The organism is Anabaena sp. CCY 9402-a, from assembly GCF_963920945.1.
Lineage (GTDB): Bacteria > Cyanobacteriota > Cyanobacteriia > Cyanobacteriales > Nostocaceae > Trichormus > Trichormus minutissimus.
This window is the reverse complement of the sequence record NZ_CAWUDL010000033.1, coordinates 1-16,238: the sequence shown is the minus strand read 5'-3', so window position 1 is coordinate 16,238 and position 16,238 is coordinate 1. Positions and strand designations below refer to the sequence as shown.

General features: G+C 40.4%; 21 protein-coding genes and 1 pseudogene. 4 read left to right on the top strand and 18 right to left on the bottom strand.

All coding sequences use genetic code 11. The features are described 5' to 3' along the window. Positions 1-217: 217 nt before the first annotated feature. From ACM0OR_RS13950 to ACM0OR_RS13940, 3 genes are read right to left on the bottom strand one after another with little or no spacing between them, the layout of a single operon-like run. On the bottom strand, positions 218-592 hold the full coding sequence (locus ACM0OR_RS13950) for a hypothetical protein (RefSeq protein ID WP_190710135.1): 375 nt from the start codon (positions 590-592) through the stop codon (positions 218-220). Between the two features lie 18 nt (positions 593-610). After that, positions 611-1,897, bottom strand: coding sequence for a SagB family peptide dehydrogenase (locus ACM0OR_RS13945; protein ID WP_414576805.1), 1,287 nt, complete (start codon positions 1,895-1,897; stop codon positions 611-613). After that, positions 1,884-2,348, bottom strand: coding sequence for an ankyrin repeat domain-containing protein (locus ACM0OR_RS13940; RefSeq protein WP_323265256.1), 465 nt, complete (start codon positions 2,346-2,348; stop codon positions 1,884-1,886). Before ACM0OR_RS13940 ends, ACM0OR_RS13945 begins: the two co-directional genes overlap by 14 nt. Before the next feature lie 389 nt (positions 2,349-2,737). Between ACM0OR_RS13940 and ACM0OR_RS13935 the strand changes: the two genes are divergently transcribed. Continuing rightward, positions 2,738-2,947: a TOBE domain-containing protein gene (locus ACM0OR_RS13935; protein WP_190710131.1), complete on the top strand. Its 210-nt coding sequence runs from the start codon at positions 2,738-2,740 to the stop codon at positions 2,945-2,947. A 124-nt stretch (positions 2,948-3,071) separates the two neighbouring features. Here the strand turns inward: ACM0OR_RS13935 and ACM0OR_RS13930 are convergent, their stop codons facing one another. The 13 genes and pseudogenes from ACM0OR_RS13930 to ACM0OR_RS13870 all read right to left on the bottom strand — a co-directional run. Beyond that, positions 3,072-3,317 carry a FeoA family protein gene (locus ACM0OR_RS13930; RefSeq protein ID WP_323265193.1) on the bottom strand — a complete coding sequence of 82 codons (246 nt, stop codon included), beginning with the start codon at positions 3,315-3,317 and terminating at the stop codon, positions 3,072-3,074. 168 nt (positions 3,318-3,485) lie between these two features. After that, entirely contained in the window at positions 3,486-3,785 is a 300-nt protein-coding gene (locus ACM0OR_RS13925; protein WP_190710126.1) for a 2Fe-2S iron-sulfur cluster-binding protein, read from the bottom strand. 222 nt (positions 3,786-4,007) lie between these two features. Continuing rightward, entirely contained in the window at positions 4,008-4,382 is a 375-nt protein-coding gene (locus tag ACM0OR_RS13920; RefSeq protein WP_323265194.1) for an iron-sulfur cluster assembly accessory protein, read from the bottom strand. 112 nt (positions 4,383-4,494) lie between these two features. Next, positions 4,495-5,298, bottom strand: a complete 804-nt coding sequence (locus tag ACM0OR_RS13915) for a HesA/MoeB/ThiF family protein (protein ID WP_190710123.1) — start codon at positions 5,296-5,298, stop codon at positions 4,495-4,497. Positions 5,299-5,308: 10 nt separating this feature from the next. Further along, on the bottom strand, positions 5,309-5,623 hold the full coding sequence (nifW, locus tag ACM0OR_RS13910) for a nitrogenase-stabilizing/protective protein NifW (protein ID WP_323265195.1): 315 nt from the start codon (positions 5,621-5,623) through the stop codon (positions 5,309-5,311). Continuing rightward, positions 5,620-5,835, bottom strand: coding sequence for a CCE_0567 family metalloprotein (locus tag ACM0OR_RS13905; protein ID WP_190710119.1), 216 nt, complete (start codon positions 5,833-5,835; stop codon positions 5,620-5,622). The genes nifW and ACM0OR_RS13905 overlap by 4 nt, the downstream gene beginning before the upstream one ends. Before the next feature lie 81 nt (positions 5,836-5,916). After that, on the bottom strand, positions 5,917-6,393 hold the full coding sequence (locus tag ACM0OR_RS13900) for a NifX-associated nitrogen fixation protein (RefSeq protein ID WP_323265196.1): 477 nt from the start codon (positions 6,391-6,393) through the stop codon (positions 5,917-5,919). Beyond that, positions 6,390-6,803, bottom strand: coding sequence for a nitrogen fixation protein NifX (gene nifX / locus ACM0OR_RS13895; RefSeq protein WP_190710115.1), 414 nt, complete (start codon positions 6,801-6,803; stop codon positions 6,390-6,392). The genes ACM0OR_RS13900 and nifX overlap by 4 nt, the downstream gene beginning before the upstream one ends. Before the next feature lie 160 nt (positions 6,804-6,963). Further along, on the bottom strand, positions 6,964-8,295 hold the full coding sequence (gene nifN, locus ACM0OR_RS13890; RefSeq protein WP_323265197.1) for a nitrogenase iron-molybdenum cofactor biosynthesis protein NifN: 1,332 nt from the start codon (positions 8,293-8,295) through the stop codon (positions 6,964-6,966). Positions 8,296-8,483: 188 nt separating this feature from the next. After that, complete coding sequence (nifE, locus tag ACM0OR_RS13885) at positions 8,484-9,923, bottom strand: nitrogenase iron-molybdenum cofactor biosynthesis protein NifE (RefSeq protein ID WP_414576801.1); 1,440 nt, start codon at positions 9,921-9,923, stop codon at positions 8,484-8,486. A 373-nt stretch (positions 9,924-10,296) separates the two neighbouring features. Beyond that, positions 10,297-10,623, bottom strand: coding sequence for a Mo-dependent nitrogenase C-terminal domain-containing protein (locus tag ACM0OR_RS13880; RefSeq protein ID WP_190710109.1), 327 nt, complete (start codon positions 10,621-10,623; stop codon positions 10,297-10,299). A gap of 158 nt (positions 10,624-10,781) precedes the next feature. Continuing rightward, positions 10,782-12,320 (bottom strand): nitrogenase molybdenum-iron protein subunit beta, encoded by a 1,539-nt coding sequence (gene nifK, locus ACM0OR_RS13875; protein WP_414576800.1) that lies wholly within the window; start codon positions 12,318-12,320, stop codon positions 10,782-10,784. Positions 12,321-12,522: 202 nt separating this feature from the next. Beyond that, a pseudogene (locus tag ACM0OR_RS13870) lies at positions 12,523-12,672 on the bottom strand (nitrogenase molybdenum-iron protein subunit alpha); the annotation flags it as partial. Positions 12,673-12,782: 110 nt separating this feature from the next. Here ACM0OR_RS13870 and ACM0OR_RS13865 point away from each other — a divergent pair. Further along, complete coding sequence (locus tag ACM0OR_RS13865; RefSeq protein WP_414576798.1) at positions 12,783-14,201, top strand: site-specific integrase; 1,419 nt, start codon at positions 12,783-12,785, stop codon at positions 14,199-14,201. A gap of 25 nt (positions 14,202-14,226) precedes the next feature. On the opposite strand, the gene ACM0OR_RS13860 is transcribed toward ACM0OR_RS13865, so the two are convergent. Further along, on the bottom strand, positions 14,227-14,727 hold the full coding sequence (locus tag ACM0OR_RS13860; RefSeq protein ID WP_414576797.1) for a hypothetical protein: 501 nt from the start codon (positions 14,725-14,727) through the stop codon (positions 14,227-14,229). Positions 14,728-14,947: 220 nt separating this feature from the next. Between ACM0OR_RS13860 and ACM0OR_RS13855 the strand changes: the two genes are divergently transcribed. Then, positions 14,948-15,259 (top strand): hypothetical protein, encoded by a 312-nt coding sequence (locus ACM0OR_RS13855; RefSeq protein WP_414576796.1) that lies wholly within the window; start codon positions 14,948-14,950, stop codon positions 15,257-15,259. Positions 15,260-15,378: 119 nt separating this feature from the next. Further along, positions 15,379-15,510: a hypothetical protein gene (locus ACM0OR_RS13850; protein WP_414576794.1), complete on the top strand. Its 132-nt coding sequence runs from the start codon at positions 15,379-15,381 to the stop codon at positions 15,508-15,510. 71 nt (positions 15,511-15,581) lie between these two features. Here ACM0OR_RS13850 and ACM0OR_RS13845 read toward each other — a convergent pair whose 3' ends face one another. Then, complete coding sequence (locus ACM0OR_RS13845; protein ID WP_414576792.1) at positions 15,582-16,133, bottom strand: REP-associated tyrosine transposase; 552 nt, start codon at positions 16,131-16,133, stop codon at positions 15,582-15,584. Between the last annotated feature and the right edge of the window lie 105 nt (positions 16,134-16,238).

Genomic DNA, 16,238 nt, shown 5'->3' with positions numbered 1-16,238 from the left:
TCCTACGAATACGCTGCGCGTTCAAGCAGTGTTCCGTAAAGCCTGCGACATAGCTACGCTTAGGGCGCAGCCTCTCTTAGAGAAGGAAGCGCATTGCGTAGCAAAGGAAAGGAAAGGCTTGTGCTACGTAATTATTAGGGGACATTGGGCATTGGGTATTAACACTTAACTGATTTAAATCTCCCCTGCTCCCTGCCCCCTGCCCCTCTGCTCCCACTTAAGCCATATCCCGATACACAGAAAGTTCATCTACCCTCATTTCAAAAGGTACACCTTCATTTTCTGGGGGACAAACCCGAATTTTAGCACTGCTAACTATTTGATTGAGTAATTTCCCCATTGGGACAAGTTTTTGTAAAACCCGCCAGTTAGTAACTTGATCGGGGCATTCAATCACCAGCGTCATGGCGTTGGCTTGAGTTGTCACATACCATCGACAATTAGATAACAGATTTTGCAGAGTGCGATCGCACTCTTCGTAAAAGTATCTACTAATCGAATACTCTAGTTGCTGTCTCAATATAATATCAGCCGATGATGGCTGCATAGGATGATAGTCATCACCGTTAAAATGATACCTCTGCCCGCTCATTTCTGTTTACATTCCTACTTAAATTCCAATTGCCATTGCATAAAGCACATCTTTATCTGTTTCTAAGAATTGCTGGGTTTCATTATCATAAAAAGCACCAATGCCACTACATTGAATGCCTACATAATTACTCACCAGATAAATTCTTTGTCCCAGAAACCCCGCTATCTGCATAGCTGTTTGATAGCTGGTATATTCACATACAAAAAAGAAAATCACACCACAATCTCTTGCTATAGCTTGATTAATGCACAAGTAACCAGTCTGTTCGCTGAAGTTACCTGCTTTAATCAAATTCGCGCCTTTATATAACCCTGGTAACATTCCGTCAACACGATGCACCACAGAGTAAATTTCTACTTCCTCAAAGTTTTCTGTGGGGATTGACTGCTCTAGTTTTTGCAAGACATATAAATATTGTTCTTGCAAAATAGACTCTTTCCGGAAACGTCTAATTGAACGTCTATTCCAGACAGTTTGATAAAATTTGTCTGGCTCAAAATCAAATTGAGGCTGCTTGAGTTGTTGTTTTTGACTTGTTTGACAAGCTGTTGTTTGATAGCTATCTTCAATAAATTGATTAGCTTCAAAATAATCTGTACCGCAAACAAAAGGAACTTGTAGCCTGAGTTGTCTAACTTTCTGATCTTGTGCTTCACCAGATACTGCACAAGCCGTAATAAACTCTTTATTCTCAAACCCTAAAGCTGTATTGAGAGCAAGTTTATCAAAGTCAAAAATTAGCTGGATATCACGTTCATGAAGATAAGCTGAAGCTGCAATAGCACCTAAATGGTGTCCGCTATCTAACAGGCAATATCTTATGCTCCTGTTTTTATATTTCCAACTAGACCTATAATAAACAGAACTAATGAAAAAAATGAATCCGCTTATACTTTTGTTCGGTATAATATAACTCTCTAAACCATCATCAATTAATTCATAGATGAGTGTTAGACAATTATTCTCAACTTCTACATGATAGATACCATCTACTATATCCGGCACTCCCCGAATCTGTACGTACACCTCCGTAGGATACAGTGCGCCTGCTGATGGATTTACCCGCAGTTTGTAAGGAACATTGTTATATACCTTCTCTAAAGTAACTGCACTAGTTAACCAAATAAAAGAGTGAATTTTATTATTGAGATTTAATTTCACTCTTCTATAAAACTTTGGATAAACTTTAAATGCAATTGGTTGAGTTGAAGCATCAATATAATTTGGATCAAGCTGCACCGATAAGTAAGAATGCTTGGTAGCCTCATGGTAAGCTTTACCAGAACTATTATCTTGACGCATTTTTCAATATCCTTAAAACTTCTGTTGTGCTAGCAAAATCTATCGCTCTATAATCATCCAAATTTTTTAAATCTAAGTTAGGATGGTATTGTAAAAGTAATTTTACAACTTCTGCTTTACCAGATGAAGCGGCATACATTAAAACAGTTGCACCATTATCATTTTGATTGTTGATATCAATTTTGGCATCTACTAGCAAATTAATTAAATCGTAGTGATTGCCAAAACAAGCAAACCATAAAGCATTATTACTATCATTATTTTTGGCATTAATCTCAGCCCCCGCATCAATTAATTCTTTCACGACTGCGTAAACTCCTTCTCTTGTCGCTTTCATCAAAGCTGTATCGCCATTTTCCCCAGGCTGATTTAAGTCTTGAATGCTGTAATCATTCGCTATCAACCATTGTTGAGTTGCTGGACTAAAATTGGGGTTACTTCTTTGATTCATCATTGGTTGTTGTATGTAGAAAAAATTTGCACAATAGACCTCTTGCATAAATGCTTAAACTGTCATGTTGAGCGAAGCGAAACATCTCAAAGATTCTACATTTTATTCAGAATGACACATCTCATTTTCGGACTTTTGCAAGAGGTCTAATAAAGGTAATGGTGAGCAATGCCCACCATTTCTAAACACAATGCTATAGAATTTAGAAAATTAGAGTTGTAAACTCAGACTCCAAAAAGTAAAAAGGCAGTAAAACTTTTTTATTATTACCTTTCTACTTTTGACTTTAATTTATATTATGGAAAATTATTAAGAGAATCTAAAGCTGCTCTTTTGTTACCTAAAATGTTGGTATCTTATCAAGTGTAAACAGTTCAGGTTCATAACATATGGAAGTTAGTGCGCGTAATTTTCTCAAAACCACAGTTAAAAAAGTTGTGCCAGGTGCAATAAATACAGAAGTAACTTTAGAACTTGCTCCTGGTGTAGAGATAGTTTCAATCATCACTAAGTCGTCAGCAGACAAGTTGCAACTTGCTGAGGGTAAAGCAGCTTATGCTCTGATCAAATCCTCAGATGTCATAGTGGCTATAGATTAAAACAATCCCCAGATTTAGTTAATCAATTTAATTTTTCATATTTGTACAACTAAGAATCCCGGTATATCGACGATAACGGGATTCTGATTTTTAACTAATTATTTATTAATAGTAGACGTAACATCTAAATAATCCGAACATAAATAGCGCGTGCTAATTCTTTATCTATTTCTAGTAAAATATTACCTACTTTGATTAATAATGAGGGAAACTCCTGCTCTACAGTAATATTAGTACCTGTTGTTAAACCGAGTGATATAAGTTTTTTCATAACTGCCTGATCCTGAATTTTACAGGAAATGACGATACCTTTCTCTCCAAGTCTGAGCAGTTCTAAAGAGCAGCCAGCTACACTAAATGGGGTAAACATTGGTAGTCACCTAATTAAAATTCAAAATTTTTGTTATTTTGTAAACTTGTGTTGTGTTTAATACAAACTACAATTTTTACATACAAGGAATCAGGATGAAATATGTAGATCATCCTGACTTAATGTAGATTTTCAAAAACTGTGGATAGTAGCGACTACAGCGATTGATTAAACTAAATATGGTTCTTGGTGAGTTTTGATTGTGCAGTTAGAACGGGGGTAGGTAACACAAAGTAAAGCAAATCCTTTACCCATTTGTTCATCATCTAAGAAGATTTGATCAGATTGATCAACTTCACCTTCAACAATTTTGCCTACACAGCTAGAGCAAGAACCTGAATGGCAAGAGAAAGGTAATTCAATACCATTTTCTTCTGCTCCATCCAAAATTGTAGTCTCTTCATCGATTTCAATTGTGGTGTCGAGGTCTTCTTTTTTGTTGATCAATCTAACTTGATAGCTTGCCATTTTCCGATTCTCCTCAAGATTTATAGGATGGGATAAATTTCTCGAAGTTGTTAAATCTCCCTTGACTCTTCGAGAATTGGGGCGGAGAGAGACACTGCTTTTGTTGCGAGGTTAAAGACAAGTGTCTGTTTTATTTTGTCTAAGGGAAACTTTTATTAATTCGTAATTTGTAATTCGTAATTTATATTAATTACGAATTACGCATGATCCATTACGAATGATTTAGCTGCAAGGTACGCCTTCGGGGGAAGAATCACCAGCTTTGAAAGACTTACCACAACCGCAGGTACTGGTTGCTTTAGGGTTAGTGAACTTAAAGCCACTTTCAACAACCCCTTCCACAAAATCGATGACAAGTCCTTCTAATAAAGGCGCACTTTTGGCATCAAGATAAACCAAAACTTTTCCTTGCTGAATAACTAAATCGTCTGGCTGTGGCTTGCTGGTGATATCCATGCCATACTCATAGCCACTGCATCCACCATCTTTGATAGATAGACGGACACCCTTTGTAGTGGTTTCATTAGTGTCAGTAGTGGAACTTCGCAAGAATGCCCATAAACGAAATTCGGCTTTTTCTGTTAAAGTAATGGTCATCAAATCTCCTGATTTGTAGCGATTAGTTTTTGTGATTCTAGGTGTAGGCTGTATGTAGTGCTGAGTTATGAGTAGTCAGTGGGGAGATGTTAGTATTACTCTCCCGGTTACTTTAACTATGTGTGCAATTACTACTAGCTTCCATCGAATTAGGTTGTGCGTATCTCCAAGGGGCGTTGTTACCGCATACTGGACAAGAGCGATCGCGCTGAGAATGACGCTTGGCAAATTCCATCCGATTGAAGTCAATGGTCAACAATTGCGACAACAGAGGTTGACTAAATCCAGTGATCAGCTTAATTGCTTCTAATGCTGTCAGACAAGCCAATGTCCCAGAAACAGCACCCAACACAGAAAAGCCACGTCGATCCCATTCCGGCTTCTCTGGAAAGAAACAAGATAAACAAGGAGTTACACCAGGAATAATCGTGGTTAAGTAAGCCTCCATCCCGTTCATCGCTGCTTCTACCATTGGCTTCCGCCAGCGCACACAAGCTGCGTTTAACAAATCACGCTCTGTAAAGTTGTGAGCGCAATCAAGAGCCATATCAGCAGACTGCACTAACGAGTCTACATTCTCTGGGGTGATATAGTCGTGAACTGCTTCTATCTGAATATCAGGATTGATCGCCTTGAGGGTTTCTTCTGCTTTGAAAACCCTGGGTTTACCTACCCAATCATCCGTCATCAGAACCTGACGATTCATATCATCCAGTCGCAGATCACCGCCCCGGACTAGGATTAGCCGCCCAACGCCTGCTACTGCTAGGTAAAGCGCAGCCGTACCGCCTAATCCCCCCACACCTGTCACTAAAACCGTCGCTGACTTCAGACGCTTTTGAGCTACTTCGCCAAAGTTTGGTAGCATCATTTGGCGACTATATCGTTCTAACTCGGTAGGCGTTAGGTTGATCACTTTATACCTCCTAATCAGAATTTAGTTCTGTCAGCGTAATTACATTTTTTGGCTTGTCTTTAAATACCTTGAACAACTTTTGTTGTTGAGGTGATGATTCAAGAAATGTCTCATAAGCCTGTTGCAATGCCAATGAATATTGATTTAACCTTTCTTCTGTACTTAAGTCAGGGTTACTATCAATTTCGCTCATGAATTGAGAGAATTTTTTGAGAATATGTAAACGATTTACATTAACAAGTTTGGGGTCGTAGTCTAATTCAAAGAATTTAAAATATTCTTCTGCATCTACGAGTTTTTTGAATTCTTCAATAGTTTTAGTCATTTAGCGTTCTCCAATTGCTTGAGATATTGCTTAAGTTCATCAAGCTGACGATAAATTTCATAAGTTGCGGCTGCAACATCCATTAATTGTGTGTAATCTGTGGGCAAGCCTTCTGCTAAGTCGTGCAGATCCATTTTCATTTGCCCGGCTTTACTGTTGAGGCGTTTAATTTTAGTTTGGATTTCTTCGATACTGGTTTCTTCTATTTGCACCTTCTTCTCCTTTGTGTCTCTGTGTCTTTGTAGTTAAAAAGATTTGATGAACCACGGAGACACGGAGACACAGAGTTTTTATTACAATTTGCTGACTTCTTGGAAGCGGTTGGCTAAGTCAAGTCCTCTTTCGATGAATTTTTCGCCTTCTTCTGCTAGGTGTTCTAGGGAGTCAAAGCCGAAGCGGTGAGCGTCACGTAGGGTTTTGACGGTGAGTAATAGGCGACCGGAAAATACTAATGCCCAACCAAAGCCTTCATTACTTAAGTCAAGGACTACTTGGGAAATTAGTCCTGTTTCTTGTTCAATTCTGGCGGCGATGGCGCGGAAAAATGACATGATTCGCGCTTGGGTGACGGCATCAACTTCACCTGCGATGGAAATTTCCCGTTTCTTTTTTTTGGGAACGACGAAGGGTTTTAGTAGTAGTTCATCCGACCAATTACGGTAAATTCCGTAGCTGTCTTGTCCACGGATTTGTAATACTAATACTTTTAGGAAAGCTGAGTTGGCAACTACGCTATTTGTGGTGTCGTTTACGCTATTTTCTGCACTCATACTGTTGCTTCATCCTCCAGTTCATCTAAAAAGCTGGTGGTTTTTGGTTGTAATGCTTTACGTAACCAAGGTGGAGGATTACCTTTGAGGGTTGTAACTAATTTATTCAGAAGTTCTTTAATTTCTTCTTCTTCAGAACGTGCCTTAACTGGGGTTACGCCTTTTTTAATTAATTTAGCAGCCGCAGTTCCACCAATAGCTGTAACATAAACAATGGCACAGTCAACTAATGCTTCTAGTTTTGGTGTGACTTTATCTTCGTTGCCGTCTTGTTGTAAGTCACCTTCAAAGTTTAAGGTTTCTAAGAATTGATATCCTTCAGCATTGATTTCGTAAACATCAATTTCTCTCGCCCAACCAAAGTGAGCATTAATATGAACGTGGTCGGTAGTCGTAAAGGCAATTTTCATGCTGGTTTTCCTGCTTTGTTAGTGCTGAGTGCTGAGTGCTGAGTGCTGAGTAGGGAGTGGTAAGTAAGGAGTAATAAGTAAGGAGTAATAAGTAATAAGTAATGAGTGGTGAGTTAAAATTTTACTCAGCACTCGTTACTCGTTACTCAGCACTGAGTGATTACTCAGCACTGATTCCCAGTCCCCATAGATGTTTCACTCGTTCTTCTTCTGCTTCTAAAAATAGGTTGCCGATGCCAAATAAGACTTCCATTGAGCCGCGATAACCTACTTTTGTGAACAGACCATTACCTAAACGGTCATAAATAGGTATACCGAGACGATAGTGAGGAAGAGAAAGTCGTTTGGCGATCGCAGTTACGTTAGAATTACCAATCAGCAGGTCAGATCCAACTGCCAATTCTTCAAAGTCTTCTAAATCTCCAATGCTGACGCTTTTGATGGGGAGTTTCTCTAAGAGGGGAGAACGTGTAGTGGTAACGGCTGCATGGATTTGTGTCCCCATCGATTGCAGAAACCGCACTGTTGACCACAGTAAATCGGGTTCTAATGCTAAGGATACTCGCTTCGCACCAAAGTAAAAGTGCGTGTCTAACATCGCGTCTTGCAATTGTCGGCGTTGACGGCGGTATTTTTCGGGAACGGGGTTGCTGCTGAGGATGGCTAGTGCTTGTAAAAACTCGTCTACTGGTTCTAAACCAGTGAGTTCACTAAACACTTCGTAGGGAATACCAAACCGTTCTTCTAGAATTTTGGCAGCACCCCGCATACTTTCACCCAAGGCGATAGTAAAGGCGGAACAACCAACTTCTCTTAGTTGTTTGACTGTTGTACCGCTAGTTGTTACCGCACTATAACCATCTTCTAGATGTCCATCAAGGGAAGCACCGATGTCAGGTACAAAGATAGGCTCTAATCCAAAGGCGGTAACAATTTCTTTGATTTCTTGCAAATCCCCTGGGGTAAAGGCAGAACCGGCGAGAATTGTAACTTGCTCACTTTTGATTCCGCCTGGTTGGGGAATGTCTTTAACTATGCACTCTACAGCCGCCGCAAACCCATCTTGCAACGCCCCTTTAAAGTCGGGTGTAGGTGCAAAGACAACTGGGATGTGAGCGATTTCAGGATGGCGATCGCGGATATCCTTTAAGAATCTCTCAATATCATCGCCTCTGGTTTCTGTAAGTCCTGTGCTACACAAACCGATAATATCGGGGCTAGATTTCTCTATTAGGGTGAGAATCGCCTGTTCAACGTTCTCTTCCCCACCCAAGATGGTACTTACTTCTGTCATCGCTGTCGTAGCCAGGGGAATCGCTTCCCGAAAATGACGGACTAACACCACCTTGGCGAAGGCTGTACAACCTTGAGAACCGTGGAACAGAGGAATCATCCCCTTCAATCCCAAAAAAGCCAGAGATGCACCCAAAGCTTGACTTTGCTTGAGAGGATTAACTGCAACGGATTTATTGGGAACAGTGACAACCGCCATCGGATTAACTCCTCTATAGAGGTTACAGGGGACAGGTTACAGGTGACAGGGAAAAGAAAAAATCTTTTGACCAAATTGGTAATTATGTGGGTTTCAAGCCCCCACTGATTGCAATTGCGTTAGCGGAGCGGGACGTTAGTCCATTGCGAATTGCGAATTGGTTTGACTTTTTCTTGCCCCATGCCCAATCAGATCAATTCTTCGATGGATGTCAAGGCGCGATCTTGATTTTTTGTATATTCACTCGCCCATGTCCCCATATCTTCGTCCCAAGGTGCAGGTTTGCGGACTTGTTCCCAAATCGGACTGTAGAGGGCTTCGTACAGTTCCCGCGCCATTTCTAACATTCCTACATAACCAGCGTAGGGATGATGACGTTCTTGGTTGATATCGAGGAAAGGAATCCGGGCTTTGAGGGCGGTGTATTGGTTACGACCACCAGCAATTAACATATCAGCTTGTGTATCTTTTACTAGTTCTAGTAATTCTTTCGCGTTGCCCTTCTCTAGCATGATGCCATCAGTACCAAGCAAATTCTTGATTTTAGCTTTATCTTCCTCGGTACTTTTTCTGGTACTAGTCGCGACAACTTCTATACCCAAGTCCTTAGCTGCCGAGATAATTGACCAGCTCTTGACACCGCCAGTATATAAGACAACTCGCTTACCTCTGAGGCGATCGCGGTAGGGAGCAAGTGCCAAATCTAAAGTTGCCATTTCTGAAGCGATCAGCTTTTCTGTGCGTTCCTGTAAATCAGGGTCGCCCAATTTGGCAGCAATATTCCGCAGACACCGATTCATATCATCGATGCCATAAAAAGACTCTTCAATGTAGGGGATGCCGTATTGTTCCTCCATCTTTTTCGCCATATTAAGCAACGCCCGCGAACAGATCATCACGTTCAGCTTGGCGCGGTGAGCATAGCGGATTTCTTCAAATCGAGCATCGCCTGAAATTTTTGACAGGACGCGAATACCCAATTTTTCTAGTAACGGCAGGACTCCCCACATTTCCCCGGCGATATTGTACTCGCCAATTAAGTTTATATCATAGGGTGTGGTGAACTCCGGTTCTGCTGTCCCGACAACATAATCTAATAAAGCTTCACCGCCAAAACGGTTGCCGAGATTCTTACTACCAATAAACCCAGGCGCAAACACAGGAATCACCGGAGTACCAATTTTCTCAGCCGCCGTTTTACAAACAGCATTAATATCATCACCAATCAAAGCCGTCACACAAGTAGCGTAGACAAAGACAGCTTTTGGATTGTAACGCTTGTTAATTTCCAGAATTGCCTTATATAGCTTCTTCTCACCACCGAAAATCACATCATTTTCAGTCATATCGGTAGTGAAGCCCGTTTTATAGAGTTGGGGGCCAGAAGAGAGACTACCACGACTACCCCAAGAATTACCCGCGCAGGCGATCGGTCCGTGAACCAAATGAGCCGCATCGACAATAGGTACTAGAGCAATCATCGCCCCATCAAAAGCGCATCCCCCTTGAGCAGCACCCGGTTGTGCTTGTTGCGTACAAGACTTATTCTTCTTTGCACCGTGTTTCTCTTGATTATGCTCGCATCCAGGCTGATTAAGCAGCTCGTTGATTTTACCTTGGGTGTTCATCTCTCTTCTCGTCCTAGATCGACATTTTCAATTGTCAGTTATCAGTCATCAGCAAACAGTTATTAGCTACCAACCTGTTTACTGATGACCGTTCATCATAAACTTCCTGCAAAAATCTTCTCTAACCCCGCAAAATACACCAAGCATTCCCTTAACTCCCAGCGAATTAACTTAAGAAATACTCCGTGTACCTCTGCGCTAACCTCCGTGTACCTCTGCGTTTAAAAAAACTAACCCCTTACGCAAAGCGTTACTAACTCACCGGCGGTTAAATTTTCATAAACTTGACCTTTGCAAGAAAGACAGCTAATTAGCTAAAACAAAAAGCCAGAAAATTCCTCTTCCCTAGCCTCTAGTCCCTAGCTTTTAGCCTCTAGCAAATGTACTTGGTGATATCCTCTCCACATTCATCAGCTAGATAAGACAAAGCCCGAAACCGCAATCCCACAAATTCATCATAGAGAGGATTGAGTTTGCACAGTGGTGGAATGTGTAGAGTCCGCCCAAATAAACTAATATTTCGCTCAAAAGGACAACAACAAGGAATTACCTGGCAAACAAGATGAGCAAAACGAGAATTTTTAACCGGAATAGTATCAACCCAACGACGCAAAGGACGAAGCACATCAATTGTGCCGGGTTTTTTATAGTTGGGTGGATGGAAATTAGGGTGATGATGGTGAGTGTGAGTTGATGACATACTACTTATCTGAAGGGAATAGAGGGAATAGAGGAAAAAGATAATTTAGGATACTGGGGATCGGGTACTGGGTACTGGGAAGAATTAACTTCCCCATCCCTAGTCCCCAGTCCCCAGTCCCTAATCTCTAACGATTAATAGAACACACAAATCAAGTTCTAGCGGATCAAGTCGAAGGAGATATCGGTCTTACCAGTGATGTTGGTGCTGCGATCCATTTCATCCAGAAGGGTGTTAACAACCCAGTTAAGGATATTTAGACCACCTTGGTAGCCGAGGGTAGCATAGCGGTGTAAGTGGTGGCGATCGAAGAGAGGATAACCAATCCGCACCATTGGGATGTTGGTATCGCGCCACAGGTACTTACCGTAAGAGTTACCGATGAAGAAGTCTACAGGCTCAGTGAACAACAAGGAACGGAAGTGCCACAAGTCTTTTTGAATCCAAACTTTAGCTTCTTTACCGAATGGGCTAGCAGCGAGGATAGCTTCCATTTCTTTCTTGAAGGTTTCATCACCATTGTTGCAGAGTATGTGTACTGGTTCAGCACCCATCTCTAACAAGAAACTGGTAATGGAGATGATCAAATCTGGATCGCCGTAGATAGCGAACTTCTTACCATGAATCCAAGCGTAGGAGTCAGTGATAGCATCAACTAAACGACCTCGTTCGATTTCCAATTCTTCAGGAATCGCTTTACCAGTCAATTCAGAAACAGCAGTCAAGAACTCGTCAGTACCCTTAACACCAAAGGGGCGCAGAACTTTTGTTTCTTGCTTCCACTCTTTTGTAATGTATTCGCGGGTTTTAGGTGTGGTGTAAGCTTGGAGAGCTACGGTTGCTTTAGCGTTGATAGAATCAGCCGCATCTTCCAACTTTGTACCACCTGGGTACATTTCGTATTCACCCATGTTAGGTGAATCAAAGTAGTCGCTGCTATCAGACAGGATGGTGTAGTCAACACCCATTACACCCATCATCCGCTTAACTTCGCGGTTGTTACCTACATAGGTATCAAAACCAGGAATAATGTTGATTTTACCGTTGCTGGTAGCTTTCTTTTTGCCTTCTGTCAGGTTAGACAGAATACCCTTCATCATGTTGTCATAGCCAGTGATATGAGAACCAACAAAGCTAGGTGTGTGAGCAAAGGGTACGGGGAAGTCTTGAGGAATAGAACCAGCGTTCTTAGAGTTGCTGATGAACGCGCCTAAGTCATCACCGATAACTTCAGCCATACAGGTGGTGCAAACAGCAATCATCTTAGGCTTATACAGTTGGTATGAAACCTGCATACCTTCGACCATGTTGTTCAAACCACCGAATACTGCTGCGTCTTCTGTCATGGAAGAAGATACTGCGGAGCAAGGCTCTTTGTAGTGACGGCTGAGGTGGGTACGGAAGTAAGCAACGCAACCTTGAGAACCTTGAACGAAGGGAAGAGTACCTTCAAAACCCAAAGCAGCAAACATTGCGCCTACAGGTTGGCAACCTTTAGCGGGGTTAACGGTTAAAGCTTGACGAGCAAAGTTCTTTTCCCGGTAGTCCCAAGATTTTGTCCATTCAGAAACTCTTTCAATTTCTTCAGGAGGATGTGCGCCTTCAAAGTTCTTTCTCTTGTTTTCAAACAACTCGGTGTATTCGGGCTGTTTGAATAGATCAACGTGGTCTACAATTTTGTCAGGATTCTGTGGCATTTGTCTCTCTCTCTACGCTTGCTGGTTGGTTTAGTAAGTGATGTGTGGGAATAGCCTGGGAGATTCACTCCTGCCAAGAGAGTCACGAGTGATGAATCATGAATAATGAATGAAAATATTCATCCAGCATTCAGCATTCACATTCTTCCCTAGCTTCCTGGGGCAAAAACCCCAGGCTATCCGTCTATTTTCCTGGAATTAATTAGGCAGCAGCTTTAGCTTTTGCAGCAGCTTTCTTCCAAGGTGCGCCAATCAAGCTCCAAGTCGGGCTGTTGAGCGCGAGATCCATATCGCGGGCGAAGATAGCGAATCCGTCGTAACCGTGATAAGGGCCGGAGTAATCCTTTTTGTGGTTTAATGACTTTAAACAGCTTATTGTTTGCGGTGAGCAGTGTTAGTTATGAACATTGTTTGCCTAGAACACATTAATTTTTAGGCTAAATATAGGCTAATATCACAGCGATGCAAAATCAGGGTCAAGACAAATATCAGCAAGCCTTTGCAGACTTAGAGCTAGTCGCATCTACCGACGGCAGCTTTCTCGGCTCAAGTCTGCAAGCACAGCAGCAAAGAGAGCATATGAGAACAAAGGTACTACAAGAATTAGAGAAGATAAATCTGCGTTTGAAGTCTGCGAAGACAAAAGTATCAATTAGAGAATCAAATGGAAGTCTGCAATTACGGGCGACGTTACCAATTAAACCAGGAGACAAAGACAACAATGGTACTGGGAGAAAACAATATAATCTTAGTTTAAATATTCCCGCTAACTTGGATGGACTCAAGACGGCTGAAGAAGAAGCTTATGAATTGGGTAAATTAATCGCTCGCAAAACCTTTGAATGGAATGATAAATATTTAGGCAAAGAAGCGACTAAAAAAGATTTACAAACAATAGGCGAGTTGCTAGAAAAATTTGCCGAAGAGTATTTTAAAACCCATAAACGTACTACCAAAAGCGAACATACTTTTTTTTACTATTTCTCTAGAACCCAGCGATATACTAATTCCAAAGATTTAGCAACGGCGGAAAATCTCATCAGTTCAATTGAACAAATTGATAAAGAATGGGCAAGATACAATGCAGCTAGAGCTATATCAGCATTTTGCATAACATTCAATATAGAGATTGATTTGTCTAAATATGCCAAAATGCCCGATCGCAATTCTCGCAACATTCCCACAGATGCAGAAATATTATCAGGAATTACCAAGTTTGATGACTATCTAACTACGAGAGGGAATCAAGTTAATGAAGATGTAAAAGATAGCTGGCAACTTTGGCGTTGGACGTATGGAATGTTAGCAGTTTTTGGTTTACGCCCCAGGGAACTTTTCATTAACCCTAATATTGATTGGTGGTTAAGTAAGGAAAATATAGACTTGACATGGAAAGTAGATAAAGAGTGTAAGACTGGGGAAAGGCAAGCATTACCTTTACATAAAGAATGGATTGATGCGTTTGATTTAAAAAATCCTAAATATTTAGAAATGCTGGCGACAGCAATTAGTAAAAAAGATAAAGCTAATCATGCAGAAATAACAGCATTAACACAGCGAGTTAGTTGGTGGTTTCGTAAAATTGGATTAGATTTTAAGCCTTATGATCTACGTCACGCCTGGGCAATTCGAGCGCATCTTTTAGGCATACCAATCAAGGCGGCGGCTGATAATTTGGGGCATAGTATGCAAGTTCACACGCAAACCTATCAACGTTGGTTCTCGCTTGATATGAGGAAGTTAGCAATTAATCAGGCTTTGACTAAGAGGAATGAAATTGAAGTGATTAGGGAGGAGAATGTTAGGTTGAGGATGGAGAATGAGAGGTTGAAGCTGGAGATTGAGAAATTAAAAATGGAGTTAGTTTATAAGCGGAGTTAATTGAATTATTCCTCTGTAGACTTTTCTAAGTTACCTGCTTAACAATCTCCAAGGGTAACTCTAAAGCTTCTGCAATTTGCTCATCATTTAAACCAAACTGCCGTAATTTGTAAATTTTTTTAGCATGAACTATATTTTTGCTATCCTCTGAGAAGCTAGAAATATTAGAATTAGGTTTATTTGCTTGAGTTTTTGGTTGTTTAGGACTAACTGTTATGCAGCCAATTATATTACTGTTAATTGTATTATCCCCCAGAGAAAGATTGATATTACTGTGACGGTCTAAAACTGATTTAAGATTACCTTTATCAACTGGCTCATCAAAAATATCAGATAACAATTTTAAAAGTTCATACCCTACATCCTTGGCATGACCAGGACTACAGTTAAAAGCGTCTGCTATGTCCGAATAATTTTGATACTTTAGTGTTCCCTCAATCACTCCACGCTGCAAGTCATTAAGATGCCTACCTGTCTTATGGTAAACAGCTTCATCCACAAATTGTAATAGCTCCTGAACTTGCATATACGTTAATGTAAACCTTCACAAAGCATTTTAGCAGAGATTAACCGTATTTTTCCGCCTTATTGCTAATTTTTTTTACCATCCGCTTTTTTCCGCTTTTTTCATTTAAGTAACTATTCTAGGATACAAATAAGCAAATAAATTAGGGTGTTTCTACTTAATATAGGGTGAATGTATAACCTTTTCATCCATACAGCCGAGATATGAATATGAGTCTAAAATGACTGTTTTTGGAGAAAATATGACTGAAAGACTTGTTATAGATACATCAATGAGTTATGAAGCTGGATTAGTTGGTATAAGTGGTGATGAGAGCCATCCTTATAACGGAAAAAAAATTGCCAGAATTGAATTCAATAAAAATGTTAAATCAGTGCCTGCGGTTAAAGTTTTAGGTGTTTCTGTTCCTGGTGCTGGCCGTGGTGATGCTCATGTTGCTGAAACAACCGCATCACATATTCGAGTTCACTACTGGCTTGATGCTGGAACAAAATTAACTTATAACTTAAAAGTTTGGCTGAGTGATGAGTAACTTGAAAGTTATAAAACTTATTTTATTGTGAAACGTGTTAGCAATGTTTATAAAAATATTGCCCATGCTTAATTTCAATTAATTATTAGTTTATTACAAAACAAAAAGGAGCTATAGGAATGAAATTTTGGCAAATTATTTTACTTGTCTTCTTAGCAGGAGGTGGTGGTGCGCTTTACGATCTGATAATTTGTGGCGATCCAGTTCCTATATTTCCTGAACAACAATCTTGTAGCAAAGCAAGCAAGTAGGGTGCGTCAGCTTGAGTGGATAATTTCATCACGAAAATGAATCTATGCTGACGCACCCTACAATATGTCGGTTATTCTCGACCGATGTTGTCTGGTATATTAGGTGTCTGAACTGTTCCCCAATCTTTTGAATAAATTCCTTGTTGAACAAAACGGTGAAAACTTGAATATTGCCATTCTTTGGGAGACTGACATAAACCATGTTTGACAGGATTGTAATGAATATAATCGCAATGGTTAGCAAAATCTTTTTCATCTCTAATTAAATGTTCCCAATATCGCCTTTGCCATAAATTACCTTCTTGGCGTTTTTGGCGAGATTCACTAATCTCTGCTTTAATGTTTAACTGTTCTGCACAACTTTGGGTAACAAAGCTTTTAATTAATCGCCAACGGATCGCATAATTACCATCATTTTCTGGTAAAGTCCAGATACAATGAATATGTTCTGGTAAAAGAGCGATCGCATCAAGAGAGAAAGGATAAAGTTGCTGAACTCGCCTAATAGCCTTTCTCAAATTGTCTCTTCCTATATCGCTACATAACCAAGGGATTCTTTGGTAAGTTACCTGTGTAAAAAAGAAAGTACCCCCACAGGCTATGACTCGGCGATAATTAGACATAGTTCAGTATACTATCTCAGTATTATTTCATTTTAAGCGCAAAAATTTTAACTTAACCTGAGTTCGGGATAAGGAAAAGGACAGGTAGTAAGCTGAAAATAGCGT

Bases quoted from the DNA above. Each gene is read 5' to 3' on its own strand.
- ACM0OR_RS13920 (WP_323265194.1), bottom strand. From the start codon at position 4,382: ATGACCATTACTTTAACAGAAAAAGCCGAATTTCGTTTATGGGCATTC.
- nifK (WP_414576800.1), bottom strand. From the start codon at position 12,320: ATGCCACAGAATCCTGACAAAATTGTAGACCACGTTGATCTATTCAAA.
- nifN (WP_323265197.1), bottom strand. From the start codon at position 8,295: ATGGCGGTTGTCACTGTTCCCAATAAATCCGTTGCAGTTAATCCTCTC.
- ACM0OR_RS13950 (WP_190710135.1), bottom strand. From the start codon at position 592: ATGAGCGGGCAGAGGTATCATTTTAACGGTGATGACTATCATCCTATG.
- ACM0OR_RS13930 (WP_323265193.1), bottom strand. From the start codon at position 3,317: ATGTTTACCCCATTTAGTGTAGCTGGCTGCTCTTTAGAACTGCTCAGA.
- ACM0OR_RS13880 (WP_190710109.1), bottom strand. From the start codon at position 10,623: ATGTCATCAACTCACACTCACCATCATCACCCTAATTTCCATCCACCC.
- ACM0OR_RS13850 (WP_414576794.1), top strand. From the start codon at position 15,379: ATGAAATTTTGGCAAATTATTTTACTTGTCTTCTTAGCAGGAGGTGGT.
- ACM0OR_RS13845 (WP_414576792.1), bottom strand. From the start codon at position 16,133: ATGTCTAATTATCGCCGAGTCATAGCCTGTGGGGGTACTTTCTTTTTT.
- nifE (WP_414576801.1), bottom strand. From the start codon at position 9,923: ATGAACACCCAAGGTAAAATCAACGAGCTGCTTAATCAGCCTGGATGC.
- ACM0OR_RS13935 (WP_190710131.1), top strand. From the start codon at position 2,738: ATGGAAGTTAGTGCGCGTAATTTTCTCAAAACCACAGTTAAAAAAGTT.
- ACM0OR_RS13865 (WP_414576798.1), top strand. From the start codon at position 12,783: ATGCAAAATCAGGGTCAAGACAAATATCAGCAAGCCTTTGCAGACTTA.
- ACM0OR_RS13860 (WP_414576797.1), bottom strand. From the start codon at position 14,727: ATGCAAGTTCAGGAGCTATTACAATTTGTGGATGAAGCTGTTTACCAT.
- ACM0OR_RS13925 (WP_190710126.1), bottom strand. From the start codon at position 3,785: ATGGCAAGCTATCAAGTTAGATTGATCAACAAAAAAGAAGACCTCGAC.
- nifW (WP_323265195.1), bottom strand. From the start codon at position 5,623: ATGACTAAAACTATTGAAGAATTCAAAAAACTCGTAGATGCAGAAGAA.
- ACM0OR_RS13900 (WP_323265196.1), bottom strand. From the start codon at position 6,393: ATGAGTGCAGAAAATAGCGTAAACGACACCACAAATAGCGTAGTTGCC.
- ACM0OR_RS13945 (WP_414576805.1), bottom strand. From the start codon at position 1,897: ATGCGTCAAGATAATAGTTCTGGTAAAGCTTACCATGAGGCTACCAAG.
- ACM0OR_RS13855 (WP_414576796.1), top strand. From the start codon at position 14,948: ATGACTGTTTTTGGAGAAAATATGACTGAAAGACTTGTTATAGATACA.
- nifX (WP_190710115.1), bottom strand. From the start codon at position 6,803: ATGAAAATTGCCTTTACGACTACCGACCACGTTCATATTAATGCTCAC.
- ACM0OR_RS13940 (WP_323265256.1), bottom strand. From the start codon at position 2,348: ATGAATCAAAGAAGTAACCCCAATTTTAGTCCAGCAACTCAACAATGG.